Source organism: Erwinia sp. ErVv1 (assembly GCF_900068895.1).
Lineage (GTDB): Bacteria > Pseudomonadota > Gammaproteobacteria > Enterobacterales > Enterobacteriaceae > Erwinia.
Genome location: NZ_CDPK01000003.1, coordinates 114425 through 131139, shown reverse-complemented (window position 1 = coordinate 131139; position 16715 = coordinate 114425). Strand labels below are relative to the sequence as shown.

Genomic DNA, 16715 nt, shown 5'->3' with positions numbered 1-16715 from the left:
GGGATGTCACGTCATGACCGCTCCGAAAGGTCGACGAGCGGAGCGAAGGGACCGCGCCACGCGCGGTGCGAGGACCGCCTGGCACCGGGCACCACACGTTGGCGACTACCCCAGCCTTGCCGCGCCAGACACCGGGCACCACACGTTGGCGACCACCCCAGCCTTGCCGCGCCTGACACCGGGCACCACACGTTGGCGACTGCCCCAGCCTTGCCGCGCCAGGCACCGGGCACAACCCCCAGGTGACAGCACTAAGCCAGTAACGCGCAAGGCAATGCTCGTGCTTAACTCTCTGGATCGACAATCTGCTGGCGGGGCCGGAAAATATGACCGGCACCGGATTGCATCAGCCGCTCAACCAGCTGATAACCCCCATTCTCATCGGCCTGCGCAAACTCACGCTCGGCAGTGGTCACCGGCGTTGCCCAAAACAAATTAACCTTATCACCCTCGCGCTTAGGTAAGGCAAACTGCCCCTCCTCACGCCCCAGCTCACCCGACAGCAGAAAACCTTCAAAACCCACCGGCGCGACCGCTGACTCCAGCGTATGCCCCTCCCCCAGCCAGCTAAGCCGTGCCCAGGGGAAATGTGCGAAACCTGCCAGCGCACTGGCCATCTGCACCGCGTTCTCCTCGGTCATCACCTCGGCATCAATCGCCATCGCCAGCTCGGCGCGGCGATACTGTGGGGCCAGCTCCTGATACAGATAATCGACCCAGGGCATCGGGCGAATGCTCATCCCCAACGTCAGGAAAAACCAGCTCCCCTGATGATAGTGCTGGGAAATGGCCATCGGCGGCCAGCTCCCCTGATCGATAGCATAATACTTAAGGGATTCGCCGTAGTGGGATTCGTAACACTTAAGCAAATCGCGCTGCATGGGCTCCCACAGATGTGCGTCGTGCCAGTCACGCCAGAAAAGACGGTTTTTTTCAGCCTGGGCGTAATTATCATTGGTCGAAGCCGACCCCAGCGGCGCGGTCAGACGGTTTTCCTTAATGCACCCGGCCGAAAAGCTCACCTGCTTATTCTGATACAGACTCCAGCCCGGGATCACGGCCAGCAGCTGTCCCTGATACCAAAGCGCCGCACCGTCATCGGACGGTTCCCAAATAATTTGTAAACCAGCAGGGTCCAAAGCAGGTTCCGCCTCCAGCGTGCGACAGAAGCTGGCGCTTAACAGCGGTGCTATCCCCTGCTCCATGGCCTCTACGTCTTCGCGGGCAGGTGCAGGCAGAAGATTACGTAGCCAGCAGCCGCGTACGGCAAACTGACTGCGAAAAGACTCGGCGGGCCACAGGTAGAAATAAGCCGTGCGCTCATCCTGTTCAACCCTGGCGATCAGCGTTTGTTGCTGATTAGCCACTTCAGCAATCAGGTACGACGGTCTCATATAGCCTCGACGATGGTGGGAAGGATCCCTTTTCCGGAGAATAGAGCAGGATGTCCTGTTACGCCACGTCACAACAAGAGGAAGAGTCTCAAAGTCTTCCTTAGCGCCCGATGTATCGCTTAATCACGCCCCATGCGCTGCATTGCCCGATGATAGGCCCCGCGACGGATACACCAGCGCAGAACACCGGCAAGCAGGACAAGGCGCTGGCGAATCAACCGATGCCTCAGCGGCGAGAAGCGAAAGCCAAATGCCTGCTGCGCCCATTCGGGAAGCAGTTCAATACCGGCCATCATCATCGCGTGCATCGCGGGTTTTGCCTGCCAGCTGGGTGCAGGGGCATTCATCAGCAGAGCAAGCACTTCACGGGTACGCGCATCGCAGCGCAGTTGGGGCCGTATTCGCTCCAGATAGTCCTCTACCGCCGCGACCGTTTTCGGCACCTCCTCCGCGCCCAGCGCTTCTGCGACCCTCGCCGCTTCCGCATAGTAGCGGTCCTGCTCTGCCAGACTCAGCTGCGGGTTTTTATAGCGCAGATGGGCGGCGAGAAAGCGGCTGGTTTCAGCCACGTGAACCCAGGTCAGCAGTGCCGGATCGCTGGCGGCGTAAGGCCTACCCGCGGCGTCTACGCCGGTCACCTGGAGATGGATGCGCTTCACCCGCTCAATCAGCGTAGCGGCGTCCTGAGTGTTCCCAAAGGTGGTCACGGCAATAAACTGGCTGGTCCGCCGCAGGCGACCCATCATATCCTCCCGGAAGCGGGAGTGATCCCAGACGCCCGCCAGCGCCAGCGGATGCAGCATCTGCATTAGCAGGGCTGATATGCCGCCGCACAGCATTGACGAGAAGTCGCCGTGAACGCGCCAGATTACGCTGTCCGGGCCGTAAAGGCCCGGGTCGCCAGCCGGTTGAGAGAGATCAAATTCATTCATTGCCAGCCCGTTCAGGCGAAAGACCTGCTGCTGGATCCTGTCGCGAACCGAAAGCATAGGGGTTCCTGATTAATGCGGAGTCAAAATAATAAGGGGCGAAAATTTCGCCCCTTATCCCGGCCATAAACGCTGTGCTATGGCTGATTTACCTGCAGAGATTACGGGTAAGTGAACTCTGCATTCTGCGTCCGAACCGAGTCCAGTCCAATCATCACGCCGAATTTGCCTGGCTCAGCAACATACTGCATCTTCGCATTCCAGAAGCTCAGCGCCTGCACGTCGATCGGGAACGTCACCCGTTGTGATTCGCCCGCCTTCAGCATGATGCGCTTAAAGCCCTTCAGCTCTTTGACCGGTCTGCTGATGCTGGCGATGTCGTCATGCAGATACATCTGCACCACCGTGGCGCCGTCACGCTTACCGGTATTGGTAACCGTAACGCTGGCGTTCACCGTACCGTTATGCGGCAGGGTTGGCGCAGACATCACCACTGGGGACACCGTAAAGGTGGTGTAGCTCAGACCATAGCCGAACGGAAACAGCGGACCGTTAGCCGCATCGTAGTAATGCGAGGTGTACTTATTCGGCTTGTTGGCATCGTAAGGACGCCCGGTATTAAGGTGATTATAGTAAATCGGGATTTGACCCACCGAGCGGGGAAACGACATCGGCAGCTTGCCAGAGGGATTGTAGTCGCCAAAAAGCACGTCGGCGATGGCATTTCCGCCCTCGGTGCCGCTGAACCAGGTCTCCAGCAGCGCATCGGCCTGCATATTCTCCTTCACCAGCGCCAGCGGTCGACCGTTCATCAGAACCAGCACCAGCGGCTTGCCGGTCGCTTTCAGCGCATCGATCAGCGCCAGCTGGCTGGGAGGAATGGTAATGTCGCTGCGGCTTGAGGCCTCATGCGCCATGCCCTGGGCTTCGCCGACCACCGCAATAACCACATCCGCTTTCCTGGCGGTGGCAACCGCCTCATCCAGCATTTGCTGCGGGGTACGCGCGTCGACCGTCACCGCCTTTTCATACAGATTGAGGAAATCCTGAATGCCTTTGTTATCGGTCACGTTAGCGCCTTTGGCATACAGTACCGTTGCCTTACCAGCCGTCGCGTTTTTCAGCCCCTGCAGCACGCTCACCGACTGTGCAGCAACGCCCGCCGCCGACCAGCTCCCCATAATGTCCCGCTGGCTGTCGGCCAGCGGCCCAATCAGCGCAAGGGTACCGGACTTTTTCAGCGGCAGCGTATCAAGACGGTTTTTCAGCAGCACGATGCTCTTACGCGCCACATCACGCGCCTCTGCCCGGTGCAAACGGCTTTCGGCGTTGGTATCGGCAGGGTCGCTCTCTTTGGGCCCAAGATGGCTGTAAGGGTTATTAAACAGCCCCATGTCATATTTGACGTTAAGCACGTGGCGGACGGCGTCGTCGATCTCGTTTTCACTTACTGCCCCGCGTTTTACCAGGCCCGGCAGATACTTACTGTAGTATTCATCACTCATGCTCATATTGACGCCGGACTGAATCGCAATGCGCACCGCGTCTTCCGGATCGCTGGCGACCCCATGCTTGATCAGCTCTTTAATCGCCCCGTGGTCGCTGATGGTAATGCCCTTAAACTTCCACTCATTGCGCAGCAGATCTTTTAGCAGCCAGCCGTCTGCCGTGGCGGGCACGCCGTTTAGCGAGTTAAGCGCCACCATCACGCCCCCGCTTCCCGCATCCAGCGCGGCTTTATAAGGCGGCAGATAGTCCTGCGCCAGACGCTGCGGGCTCATATCGACCGTGTTGTAGTCGCGGCCGCCCTCTACTGCGCCATAGGCCGCAAAGTGTTTTACGCTGGTCATCACCGAATAGCGATCCGCCGGGCTTTTACCCTGCATGGATTCAACCATCGCCCGCCCCATTGCCGAGGTCAGAAAGGTGTCTTCTCCGAACCCTTCGGAAACCCGGCCCCAGCGCGGCTCGCGCGTGACGTCGACCATCGGCGCCCAGGTCATGTTCAGGCCATCATCTGCGGCTTCATAAGCCGAGATCCGCCCCACGTCAGCCACCGCCGCCAGATCCCAGCTGGCCGCCAGTGCCAGCGGGATGGGGAAAACGGTGCGCTGGCCGTGCACCACGTCAAAGGCAAAAAAGAGGGGGATTTTCAGGCGACTGAGCTGCATCACCTGATCCTGCATCGCGCGAATATCCTGTCGGGTCACGGTATTGAAAATCGCCCCCACCTGCTCATGCTGGATCATATCGCGGATAGCCTCTTTCGGATTATCCGGCCCGACGCTTATCAGTCGCAGCTGACCAATTTTTTCATCGAGAGTCATCTTTTTCAGCAGATCGGTCACGAAAGCATCGCGGGCTTGCGGCGTTAAGGCATGGGGAGCCTTAAGGTCCTCAGCTAATGCCGGGTGCAGCACCAGGGCGGCAGCAAGGCTGACAGAGCACATCCATTTCATCAGGTTGGTTTCTCTTAATAACTGCGGAGCAGTGAGTGATTTCACGACAGGACACGGGTACGCCAGTGTGCCATAAGTTGATGATAGCAGATAGTATTCAACCCACTGGCGGGATCGCGATCGACTTTTTTACCCCACCGGCACGCGCGGAGTAGTGCTAAGGTTAAGCGGTGATAATGAAAAGGACAACGCCTATGCTTAATTCTTCACGCCCGGACCCTCAGCAGCTGGTAGCAGAACTGAAGCGCATCGTCGGGCGCGCGCATCTTCTTACCGATCCCAGCGACACTGAACGCTATCGTCGCGGCTTTCGCTCCGGCGAGGGTGACGCGCTGGCGGTGGTTTTTCCCGGTACGCTGCTGGAACAGTGGCGCATTCTACAGGCCTGCGTCAGCGCAGACGTGATTATCCTGATGCAGGCGGCCAATACCGGCCTGACGGAAGGCTCCACGCCGAACGGCAACGACTACGACCGCGATATCGTGATTATCAGCACGCTGAGAATGGACAAAATTCAGCTGCTGGATAAGGGAAAGCAGGTGCTGGCGCTGCCGGGCAGCACGCTCTATCAGTTGGAGAAGCTGCTGAAGCCGCTGGGTCGCGAGCCTCATTCGGTGATTGGCTCCTCCTGCATCGGCGCGTCGGTGCTGGGCGGCGTCTGTAATAACTCAGGCGGATCGCTGATTCGCCGTGGCCCCGCCTACAGCGAAATGGCGCTCTACGCGCAGATTGATGCGCAGGGCGCACTGAAGCTGGTGAATCATTTGGGTATCGAACTGGGTAACAGCCCTGAACAGATCCTCAGCCGGCTGGATGATGAAACCTGGCAGCCGGACGATGTCCGCTACGATACGCGCCACGCCTCTGACCATGAGTATGCCGAACGCGTGCGCGATATCGAAGCTGATACGCCCTCGCGCTTTAATGCCGATGCCCGGCGCCTGTACGAAGCATCCGGCTGCGCAGGCAGGCTGGCGCTCTTTGCGGTGCGGCTGGATACCTTCCCCGCTGATACGACTCAGCAGGTTTTCTACATTGGCACCAACGACACAGCCGTGCTGGATACGCTTCGCCGCCATATCCTCAGGGAGTTTCGCGAACTGCCCGTCGCCGGGGAGTATCTGCATCGCGATATCTTCGATATTGCCGAAGTCTATGGCAAAGACACCTTTATGATGATTGACCGCCTCGGCACCGACAAAATGCCGCTGTTCTTCAGCCTGAAGGGACGCGCCGATGCGCTGCTGAAAAAACTCTCGTTTGTTAAACCCAACTTCACCGATCGGCTGCTACAGAAGTTCGCTAATCTGCTCCCCTCTCCGCTGCCAAAGCGACTTAAGCAGTATCGCGACCGCTTTGAGCATCATCTGATGCTGAAAATGTCCGGTGAAGGTATTGACGAAGCGCGTCGCTATCTTGATGCCTTTTTCCAGCAGGCGGACGGCGCCTTTTTTGAATGCGATAAAGAAGAGGGGGCAAAGGCGTTTCTGCACCGTTTTGCCGCAGCCGGTGCGGCGGTCCGCTATCATGCGGTCCATCACGATGAGGTTGAGGATATTCTGGCGCTGGACATCGCCCTTAAACGCAACGATCGCGACTGGTTCGAGCGCCTGCCAGCCGAATTCGACGATGCGCTGGTACACCGCCTCTATTACGGCCACTTTTTCTGCCACGTATTCCATCAGGACTATATTGTGAAGAAGGGCGTGGACGCCCACGCGCTAAAAGAGAAGATGCTGGCTATTCTGGCGGCGCGCGGCGCTGAGTATCCCGCCGAGCACAACGTCGGCCACCTCTACGAGGCGAAGCCGCAGCTCAGAGCGTTTTATCAGCAGCTCGACCCGACCAACAGTTTTAATCCAGGAATTGGCAAAACCACTAAAGCGAAGCACTGGGCAGCGTGCGACTGCGAAAGTCACCAGAAGTGAGATAAATATGCTGACGCTGACTCAGCGTCAGCATCAGCATCAGCATCAGCATCAGCGTCAGCGCCAGCGTCAGCGTCAGCGTCAGCGTCAGCGTCAGCGTCAGCGTCAGCGTCAGCGTCAGCGTCAGCGTCAGCATCTCATTTTGAGCCAGAGTCAGCTTATAAACCAGATTCAGCGACGACGCTGGGCCAGAGCCAGAAGCCATATTACCCTTCAGTCGCTGATCCTTCGGGTTCTTTTACCACCAGATTGCCGTTACGCTGCTCGACGATCATTGTTTGCGGCGTGGAGAGGACCACCCCTTCTTTGCGCAAACGGGTCAGAATATCAAACAGCAGATCGCTCTTGGCACCCGAGACCTGGCGCGGACTGGCGACGTTACCGGTTACCGCCAGCACGATCCCAGCAGAGGTCAGATCCTTGAAGGAGACCGAGGGTTCAGGGGTATCCAGAATGCGCTCATTTTCGTTATAAACGTCCAGCAGCAGATCCCGCACTTTCTCAGGATCGATATCCAGCGGGAAGGTGAGCGTGATGGTGGCCACGCCCTGCGCATTGCCCATGGTGGCGTTACGCACGTTCTGCGAGATCAGCTGTGAGTTAGGCACAATCACCGTTGACTTATCGCCCAGCTGGATTTCGGTCGCGCGCACGTTGATGCGGCGGATATCCCCTTCTATCCCACTGATACTCACCAGGTCGCCCACCTTCACCGGACGCTCGGTCAGTAGGATAAGACCAGAGATAAAGTTCTTCACAATCTCCTGCAGGCCGAAACCGATACCTACCGACAGGGCGCTGACGATCCACGCCAGCTTGTTCCATTGCAGACCCATAATGGAGAGTGCCAGCAGGAACACCACCACGTAGCCAAGGTTGCTGAACAGGGTGATCAGCGAAACGCGCATCCCCACGTCCATGGTGGTCTTCGGCAGAAAGTCATGTTCCAGCCAGCGCTTCACCGAGCGCAGTACGTAAATCCCGACCACCAGACTGAGCAGCGCATTCAACACGTGCGCCGGGACAATATTCAGCGACTCCAGCCCCTTCCCGCCCCAAAACTCAATGGCTTTTTGCACCAGTTCAATCGGCGTTCCGCTACCGAAGGTGCCGTTCAGTGCGGCCATTGCGGCGGCCAGCACCAGGAACGTTTTACCGATGGCACCCAGCAGGGTCGAAACCTGCGCCAGATGGCGTTCATCAATGTTCAGCGATCGCTGAATGCTTTTACCGGTAGAGGTATTGGTTGAGAAGAAGGTTTCACAGGCATCGGACACCAGCTGGCTGAGAATATAGAATGAGCCGAAAACAATGCCAATCCAGATAAGCTCATAGCTCAGGAAGCGGGCCAGCGTAATGTAACCAATCAGCAGGGTGATCATAATCGCCACGCCTACCAGCGTTATCGCCATCTGGATCAGACCGACCAGCGTCGATTTCGCCTCCGGCTGTGCGCCGGAAAGGATGATTTTGCGGCGCACGCGGTTGGTACGCAGGCTGATAGAGAGCGCCGTTGCGCCAATCAGCAGCGCGGTCAGGCCATTAGCAAAAACGGTGGTGCTGACGCTGGTATTGGCGCTGCTGTTGAGAATTTCGATCGTCTGGAAAACAAACACCAGCACGGCGGTCAGCGGCGGGAAGGGTTTTAAAGCCTGGGCCACTTCGTTAGAGATATTGGGTAAACGCCATGAGGGACGGCGGGTGGATAAAAACGCCCTGCCCAGTCCGGCAATCAGCCCGCATAAAATGCTCAGGTTCACCAGCTTATCGGCAAAATCCCTGACGTCGTCCACCACGTTGTCATGGCGGGTAAAGGCCAGATCAAGGAAGTTAAAGGCCAGCACAATAGCCAGCAGGCTGGTCAGCGCGGTCGCGGCGGCCAGGAAGCTGCGGCGCAGGCGCCCTTCGGGCAACAGATTAATCCCCACCCAGGCGAGAAACTGCTCAAGATAGCGGCGCCCCAGCGTGGCGACCAGCACCGACAGCACGAGCCATAGCACGGTGCCCAGGCGCCAGCCGGGTTCCCATGACATCGCCGCAGTTTGCGCCAGTTCGTCACAAAAGTCCCTGACCTTCTGGCTGTCATCGCTCTGCGGAGTAAACAGGGGCGACCAGAAATGTGGCCCGAAAATACTGCCCGCGTTAAGCGCCAGCTGCGTTTTCAGCGCGTCCCGACGCAGGTTGACGATCTGCGCCGAAAGGTTAATGGCGCTGCTTTTAATCGACTCTGCCAGGGTGATTTGATCGTCAATTTTGCCTTTCTGGTTTTCCAGATTTCTACGCTTGCTGGTGACCTCACCGGTCTCTTTTACGCCGCTTTGCGGTTTCGGCGGCGGGCCGAGAACCGCCAGCTGCGCCACCAGCTGGGCGCGCTGTGGCGTAATTCCCTGCGTCAGCGTATCGGCGTCGCCGGACAGCTCCAGCGCCATATCATTAAGGGCGCTCAGCTTGCTGTCATTGGTCTCCCCCGATACCTGCTGCTTAATTTTATCGAGGACTTTCTGCATTTTAGGCAGTTCGACGGCGGCATTGACCTTCACCGGCGCGTCCTGACTCTGCCCGGATGCGTCATCATCTGCCTGCGCCAGTACCGGAGTGAGTGTCACCAGCGCCAGCAAAAATATGCGAAACCAGGTTAATAACGTAGACATGAACATTTCCAGATATCAAACAATGGATGGCACCGAAGACAGTACCCGTTAAAACCCGCGCCAGTTTAGGCTTTTTCCCAAAACTGATGCTATAGGATTACTCACGAAAATGTGGCGTCATAACGCTTGCCTATGACGTCTTTGTGACGCCTGTATGACAAAATAACAGCAAACTTTAATAGTGGGATGATCTGTTATGTCTGCGTTAAGTCTGATAACCGTCCGCGATGCCGTTGAGAGCGATATGGAGGCAATTACCGCCATTTACGCCTGGCACGTTATTCACGGCTGTGGATCCTTTGAGGAGACGCCACCCGACAGCCATGAAATAGCGTTACGCTATCAAAAAGTGCTCTCGCACGCCCTTCCCTGGCTCTGTGCAGCGCGCGGCGACCAGGTGGTAGGTTACTGCTATGCCACCCAGTATCGCCCCCGTCCCGCCTACCGCTTCACGCTGGAAAACTCTGTCTATATTCACCCTGATTTTAGCGGTCAGGGGATTGGTACCCTGCTGATGAACAGGCTGATCGAACGTTGTAATGAAGCAGGTTATCATCAGATGCTGGCAATTATTGGCGATGGCGAAAATAACCAGGGTTCGTTTAAATTACATAAAAATCTGGGGTTTGACATCGCGGGTAACTTTCGCAGCGTCGGTTTTAAACAGGGTAAATGGCGAGACACCCTGCTGATGCAAAAAACCTTAACGCCTTCCCCGCAGCACAAGGAAGGCTGATGCCCTACTCGACGTCGCTGCCGGCTGCCCCATTGCTGACTATTTCAGCCGCCTTCTGCTTTTTATAGCTTAGCGCAGCGGCAGGAACGGGCGAGGCTTTACCGGTTTCTACCCAGGTACGCAGGCGGTTGGCATCGGCAAAATGGGTATATTTTCCGAACGCATCCATCACCACCAGCGCCACCGGGCGTCGGTTAATCACTGTCCGCATCACCAGGCAGTGTCCCGCCTCATTGGTGAAGCCTGTTTTGGTTAGCTGGATATTCCAGTCGGGGCGATACACCAGGTGATTGGTGTTGCGAAACGGCAGCTGATAGGGAGGATTGCTAAAGGTAGCCATCTCTTCATGTGTGGTACTCAGCTGGCCGATCAGCGGATAGCGCTTCGTGGCGATCAGCAGCCTGGTGAGATCGCGGGCGGTGGAGACGTTTTGCGTCGACAGGCCGGTAGGCTCGACATAATGGGTGTGCATCATGCCCAGCTCGCGCGCTTTCGCATTCATCGCGCGAATAAAGGCATCATAGCCGCCGGGATAGTGGTGGGCCAGACTCGCTGCCGCACGGTTTTCCGAAGACATAAGCGCCAGCAGCATCATATTTTTGCGGCTGATTTCGCTATTCAGGCGCACGCGAGAATAGATACCGCGCATCTCAGGCGTGTGGCTGATATCGACATTAAGCTTCTCATCAAGCGGCAGATGCGCATCAAGCGTCACCATCACCGTCATCAGCTTGGTTATCGACGCCATCGGCCGAACCAGGTCCGGATGGTTAGCGTAAATCACTTTGTTGGTATTAAGATCGACGATCATCGCGCTACCCGAGGCGATCTGTGGCTGCGATACAGGCACAGCATCGGCCTGAAGCGGACGGGCTACTGCCTGATTCAGGATGCCCTGACCAGAAAAAAGTAGAGCTAACGTCAAAAGAGATAAGCGGATTTTCGCAGGCATCGTTAAAAACTTAATCGAAAGGTGATTCTGGTACGGAGAGTCCGTACGCCGCCCCCGCGCAACGGCACTCGGCGGGAGCTGGCCCGCGCATCATACTCTGGAGGATTGAAAATTTACTACAGGATATTCGTTTCCGGGCGTTACCGAATAGCCGCCGGACGCCCGGCGGCGAATTCAGGCTATCAGCCGGTAGCCATAACCCCAGATCACCACGGTCAGGGCCAGTAACACTTCAAAAACCAGGATGCCAATCGCCAGCGTGGAGCCAGAGAAGCGCAGGCTCTCTTCACGATCGATATTCAAAAATAATGGAATGCCAACGTAGAGCAGATAAGCGGTATAGAGCAGCGCCAGCGCGCCCGCCAGTACGCACAGCCACACCAGCGGATAAAGCGCCACCAGGCCACTGATAAATAGCGGCGTACCAACGTAGCCTGCGAACACCGTGCAGCGCTGTAGGCTGGGACGCTGAGGATACTCCCGCGCCATCCAGTAAATCACCCTTCCCATCAGCGCCACGCCCCCTAAAATCAGCGCATAGAAAAGGATCCCCAACCCGACGGCGGTGGCCAGCGAGAGCATAATGGTATGTCGCGCGCCGAGATCCCAGCCAATCTGCGTGGTACCAATCAGCGCACAGATAACCGGGATCAGCGCCATTAACAAAACATGGTGCGTGTAATGGTGAGAGATCGTTTCGTTCTCTTGCTTAATATCACGCATCTCACGATCGGGATGCGCAAGAAGTCCCCAGACATGGTTCATCTTTTCATTCCTCTGCTATGACGCTTCGACGAGCCTGAGACGTTCAGGCGGTGGATGCTATTGAGTATAAGCGCTGTTTAACTGTTTATTTTCCAGGCAGGGTCTGTTTCGGTTAATTGCCTCATTATTCAGCGAATAAAAAACAATTCATCACAACTTTCGCGGCGGTTTATTCCATAGCGGTTAAACTTAAGGGTTTACGCGCATCAACCGCAGGAGATTACGCATATGGATGTTAACGGGCTGATATCACAATACGGTTATCTGGCGCTTTTTATCGGCTGTATCGCCGAAGGGGAAACCTTCACCCTGCTGGGCGGCGTTGCGGCTCATGAGGGACTTTTACACTACGGATGGGTGCTACTGGTGGCGATGCTCGGCGGCATCCTGGGGGACACCGGACTCTTCTTTATTGGCCGCTATTACGGTAGTGCAATCCTTAAACGCTTTAAAAAGCATCAGAAACAGATTGCTAAGGCCAACCGGCTCATCCGCAAACGGCCCGTGCTGTTCGTTATTGGCGTCAGATTTATGTACGGGCTGCGCATCGTGGGACCGATTATTATCGGTGCCAGCAAGCTGAAACCTCAGAAGTTCCTGGCGCTGAATATCATTGGCGCGATGCTGTGGGCGGTGATTTTTGTCTCACTGGGCTACCTTGGCGGCGAGGTCATTGCGCCCTGGCTGCACACGCTGGATCGCCATCTGAAACAAATTTTCTGGGTCGTGCTGATATTCGGTCTGGTCTGGGCGGTGCGAATTTACTTTAAGCGGCGCGCGGCGCGCGAGAAAGAGGCAGAATGAGTCAAATTAAGCGAAAGATTGAAGATCACGGGGTGATAGGTGACCTGCGTACCTGTGCCTTAATTGCCAACGACGGCACCATTGACTATTTCTGCTGGCCCGATCTCGACAGCCCCTCCGTTTTCACCGCCCTGCTGGACGGCGACGAGGCGGGTGTTTTCAGCATTCAGCCCGACTGGCCTGATGCCCGCCGTCAGCAGCTCTACCTGCCCGATACCACCCTGCTGCAAACCCGCTGGCTGGACAGTCAGGGCGTGGCAGAGATCACCGACTATATGCCCGTCTGCCAGGAAGACGAGGATCGCCCACGCCTGATCAGGCGAATAAAGGTGCTGCACGGCGAAGCCACTATCAATCTGCGCTGCGCACCCGTTCACGACTATGCCCGCGCGACCACCTCGGCCAGCCTGAGCGAAGGCAGCGTACTGTTTACTGCCGCCGATCAGCCCACCCTGCGGCTGTGCGGCAACGTCGATTTTACCCTGGACGGCAGCGCGGCCACCGCCCGCTTCACCCTTAAGGCAGGCGAACACCGCGAATTTATTTTCGGCAGCGCCGACGATAAATCGCTTGATGATGAGGCCACGCTGAACTGTTTCCAGCAAACGCTGAACTTCTGGCGCCGATGGAGTGCAAAAAGCTCCTACCATGGCCGCTGGCAGGAAATGGTCAACCGCTCGGCGCTGACGCTTAAGCTGCTGACGTCGCGCAGGCACGGTTCTATTGCGGCCGCGGCCACTTTCGGGCTGCCTGAGGAGCTGGGCGGCGAACGTAACTGGGACTATCGCGCCTCCTGGCTGCGCGACGCGTCATTCAGCATGTATGCCTTGATGCGTCTTGGCTATGTCGATGAAGCCAAACATTTCACCCACTGGGTGGGACGCTGCGTTGAAAACAGCCATCAGGATATTGAAAAGCTCCAGGTGATGTACCGACTGGACAGCGGCACCGAGTTGCAGGAGAGCGAGCTGCTGAATCTTTCCGGCTATGCCAACTCCACGCCGGTAAGGATCGGCAATGGTGCATGGAATCAGTCGCAGCTGGATATCTATGGCGAGCTGATGGATGCCATTTATCTGGCGAATAAGTACGGTGAAGCGATCTCCCACCGCGGCTGGATGCACGTCACCACCATGATCGATTATCTGTGTGACAACTGGAATCAGCCGGATGCCGGGATCTGGGAGATGCGCGGCGAGCCGCAGCATTTTCTTCATTCGCGCCTGATGTGCTGGGTTGCTCTGGACAGGGCGGTGAGGCTGGGAGAGAAACGCTCGCTTGAGGTGCCCTGGACGCGCTGGACGGAGACCCGGGATGCGATTCGTGCAGATATCTGGGCCAATTTCTGGAACGAGGATCGCGGTCATTTTGTCGCCACGCGCCACGGCGATTATGTTGATGCCTCGATGCTGCTGATGCCGCTGGTGCGCTTTGTCGGCGCAACCGATCCTGACTGGCTGTCAACGCTGGATACTATCAAAGAGAAGCTGGTGAGCGACGGATTAGTGCGCCGCTATAATCTGGCGGAGACTCCTTCTGACGGGCTGGAAGGAACCGAAGGATCCTTTGTTGCCTGCTCCTTCTGGTACGTGGAGTGCCTTGCGCGGGCGGGTCGGGTGAATGAGGCTCACTTTGAATTTGAGAAGCTGCTGAGCTACGCCAACCCGCTGGGGCTGTACGCCGAAGAGTTTGACAGTCAGGGCTATGCCCTGGGTAATACCCCCCAGGCCCTAAGCCACCTGGCGCTGATTAGCGCGGCATTTTTCCTGAACCGCAAGCTAAGCGGTGAAGACCCGCTCTGGCAGCCGTGATCGCTCCCTGAAGAGCGGTGAAATCGTTGCTTCCAACCGCCTTTCACAAAATGGCTTTCCATTTGCTGTCAGTCAGGGCCGGGAAATATACGTAAAGTTACCGCAATAGTTAAAATCCCGGTTTATTCCCCGGGGTTATGACCATATAATGTGCAGCCGCTCACACTAAGCGGCACAGGTTCATCTATCCACCGTTTACATGGCGCAACATCTTAGAAAATATGAAAAAGAGCATCCGCGCATTAGCCGCTTTAGTCCTGACCGTTACGGCATACAGCCATTCAGCCTTTGCCGTGGTTTACCCGCTGCCTGCGGCAAACAGCCGTCTGATTGGTCAAAATCTGGAAATTACCGTTCCTCAGGACAGCAAACTTCCGCTGGAAGCCTTTGCGGCACAGTATCAGATGGGCCTGAGTAACATGCTTGAAGCCAATCCGGGCGTCGATGTTTATCTGCCCAAGCCCGGGACCAAACTGATTATTCCTCAGCAGCTAATCCTGCCTGATGCCCCGCGTGAAGGTATTGTGGTTAACAGCGCTGAGATGCGTCTTTATTACTATCCTAAAGGCACCAAAACGGTAGTTGTTCTGCCGGTCGGCGTGGGTGAACTGGGTAAAGACACCCCCATGAACTGGACGACGGCGGTCGAGCGTAAAAAAGATGGCCCGACCTGGACGCCAACCAAGAAAATGCACGAAGATTCGGTAGCTAATGACTCGCCGCTGCCAACGATTTTCCCGGCTGGCCCGGACAATCCCATGGGGCTGTATGCCCTCTATATTGGTCGTCTTTACGCAATCCACGGGACCAATGCGAACTTTGGTATCGGCCTGCGCGTGAGTCATGGCTGTGTACGTCTTCGCGCTGACGATATTAAATGGCTTTACGACAATGTGCCGGTAGGTACGCGCGTGCAGTTTATCAATCAGCCGATTAAAGCCAGCGTGGAGCCTGATGGTTCACGTATGGTTGAGGTGCATAATCCGCTGTCGCAGACCGAGGAGCAGTTTAATTCTCGTGAACCGGTGCCGCTGTCCATTACGCCAGTGGTCAGTAAAGTGGTTAGCGATGCCAGCGTTGACAGTAACGCCATGGACGCCGCCATGAAGAGGCGCAGTGGCATTCCAACGCGGGTCAATGGCGGTGCCGACTATACGGCCCCTGCTGCGATCGCCGTGCAGGAGATGAGTGGTGCATTGCCGAAGGAAGAACCCATGACCCCTGCGACGCAGCAGGGTGCCAACGTGGTTAATCAGGATGCAGCATCTGCCGCGCCGACAGTAGACGGTAGCGCAGCCCCGGTTCAGCAGGCTCCGACCGATGGTAGCGCAGCCCCGGCTCAGCAGGCTCCGACCGATGGCAGTGCAGCACCGGCTCAGCAGGCTCCGGCCGATGGTAGTGCAGCACCGGCTCAGCAGGCTCCGGCCGACGGCAGTGCAGCCCCGGCTCAGCAGGCTCCGGCCGATGGCAAAAGTTCGTTTGTTGTACCTGCTCAGCCAGGCCCAATTTATGACAATAAGTCAACGTCCGTGAAAACCGCGACGCCGGGTAGCGTAGCGGCGGGTTAATAGTTTTAACCTGCGGTAAAGCGGGCGAGTTGCTGGAGCTAAGGGTGTAGTATTTCGCTTCAGCTACCGGGCAGCGTTTCACCAGCTTTGAATGGAAGGGTTCATGTTGATCATGAGCCCTTTTTTATTTTCGGCATTTGGTGGAGAGCTTTTGTGGGTTGCAGGCTGTGATATCTGAGGAGCCGGTGGATAATCCCAGCGGTGACGGTGGGTTGTGCTGGCTGCGATATCTGAGGAGCCGGTGGATAATCCCTGCGGGTGCCGGACGTCCTCACGCCAGGCTTTGCCTGGTGCCTTTGGCTCCGACTCCAGGCCGGACGGCCCGGTCGCGAGCGGGCATCCCTGCCCGCCGCTCCCTGAGTGCAGCATCCCTGCTGCCCTCGCCTGGCCCTCCGTCTGCGCCGCAGCGCTGCGGATTACCCGTCACCCGCAGGGATTATCCACCTCTCAGGCTTCTGGGCCGCTTTGAGTAAAACCGTTTATCTGTCCGCAGATTTCATAGCCTATCCCCGTTAAGGTTTGCTCTCGCGCAGGATTCGGCTCACTTTTCGATTTAGTTTTTGGGGCCGCTATTCAGGTCATTTATCTGCACCACGAAAAAACCAGTCACAATAAACTGTGCATTCCCAGTCTTCTGATTTTCTTCATATCCCAACTATTTTGGTCATTGCATATTTCCTGTACGCATTCATATCTGGCGAAGAGTTTCCGGGAATCT

At 56.9% G+C, this 16715-nt stretch carries 11 protein-coding genes and 1 pseudogene; 5 read left to right on the top strand and 7 right to left on the bottom strand.

Annotated features, from left to right (window positions below; all coding sequences use genetic code 11):
• Positions 1 to 284 precede the first annotated feature (284 nt).
• The 3 genes from A1830_RS04870 to bglX all read right to left on the bottom strand — a co-directional run bounded on the left by A1830_RS04870 (position 285) and on the right by bglX (position 4782).
• Complete coding sequence (locus tag A1830_RS04870; RefSeq protein ID WP_067702592.1) at positions 285 to 1394, bottom strand: suppressor of fused domain protein; 1110 nt, start codon at positions 1392 to 1394, stop codon at positions 285 to 287.
• Positions 1395 to 1513: 119 nt separating this feature from the next.
• On the bottom strand, positions 1514 to 2383 hold the full coding sequence (locus A1830_RS04865; RefSeq protein ID WP_067702590.1) for an oxygenase MpaB family protein: 870 nt from the start codon (positions 2381 to 2383) through the stop codon (positions 1514 to 1516).
• 101 nt (positions 2384 to 2484) lie between these two features.
• Entirely contained in the window at positions 2485 to 4782 is a 2298-nt protein-coding gene (bglX, locus tag A1830_RS04860) for a beta-glucosidase BglX (RefSeq protein WP_067702587.1), read from the bottom strand.
• A 194-nt stretch (positions 4783 to 4976) separates the two neighbouring features.
• On the opposite strand from bglX, the gene dld reads away from it, so the two are divergent.
• Positions 4977 to 6710, top strand: a complete 1734-nt coding sequence (gene dld / locus A1830_RS04855; RefSeq protein ID WP_067702584.1) for a D-lactate dehydrogenase — start codon at positions 4977 to 4979, stop codon at positions 6708 to 6710.
• Here the strand turns inward: dld and A1830_RS04850 are convergent.
• Together A1830_RS04850 and A1830_RS04845 are read right to left on the bottom strand one after the other, a co-directional pair.
• Complete coding sequence (locus tag A1830_RS04850; protein WP_067702581.1) at positions 6661 to 6915, bottom strand: hypothetical protein; 255 nt, start codon at positions 6913 to 6915, stop codon at positions 6661 to 6663. The two genes, dld and A1830_RS04850, sit on opposite strands and share 50 nt — an antisense overlap.
• A gap of 1 nt (position 6916) precedes the next feature.
• A complete protein-coding gene (locus A1830_RS04845) occupies positions 6917 to 9361 on the bottom strand; it encodes a DUF3772 domain-containing protein (RefSeq protein ID WP_067702577.1) in 2445 nt (814 codons plus the stop codon).
• 196 nt (positions 9362 to 9557) lie between these two features.
• On the opposite strand from A1830_RS04845, the gene A1830_RS04840 reads away from it, so the two are divergent.
• Positions 9558 to 10097 (top strand): GNAT family N-acetyltransferase, encoded by a 540-nt coding sequence (locus tag A1830_RS04840; RefSeq protein WP_067702574.1) that lies wholly within the window; start codon positions 9558 to 9560, stop codon positions 10095 to 10097.
• Positions 10098 to 10101: 4 nt separating this feature from the next.
• Here A1830_RS04840 and pbpG read toward each other — a convergent pair whose 3' ends face one another.
• Positions 10102 to 11049, bottom strand: coding sequence for a D-alanyl-D-alanine endopeptidase (pbpG, locus tag A1830_RS04835; RefSeq protein ID WP_067702571.1), 948 nt, complete (start codon positions 11047 to 11049; stop codon positions 10102 to 10104).
• A gap of 174 nt (positions 11050 to 11223) precedes the next feature.
• On the bottom strand, positions 11224 to 11814 hold the full coding sequence (locus A1830_RS04830; protein WP_067702568.1) for a Yip1 family protein: 591 nt from the start codon (positions 11812 to 11814) through the stop codon (positions 11224 to 11226).
• Between the two features lie 228 nt (positions 11815 to 12042).
• Here A1830_RS04830 and A1830_RS04825 point away from each other — a divergent pair, with 228 nt between their 5' ends.
• The 3 genes and pseudogenes from A1830_RS04825 to A1830_RS04815 form a co-directional block, all read left to right on the top strand.
• Positions 12043 to 12618, top strand: coding sequence for a DedA family protein (locus tag A1830_RS04825; protein WP_067702565.1), 576 nt, complete (start codon positions 12043 to 12045; stop codon positions 12616 to 12618).
• Positions 12615 to 14429: a glycoside hydrolase family 15 protein gene (locus A1830_RS04820; protein WP_067702562.1), complete on the top strand. Its 1815-nt coding sequence runs from the start codon at positions 12615 to 12617 to the stop codon at positions 14427 to 14429. The genes A1830_RS04825 and A1830_RS04820 overlap by 4 nt, the downstream gene beginning before the upstream one ends.
• Positions 14430 to 14650: 221 nt before the next feature.
• Positions 14651 to 15781, top strand: a pseudogene (locus A1830_RS04815) (L,D-transpeptidase family protein); the annotation flags it as partial.
• Between the last annotated feature and the right edge of the window lie 934 nt (positions 15782 to 16715).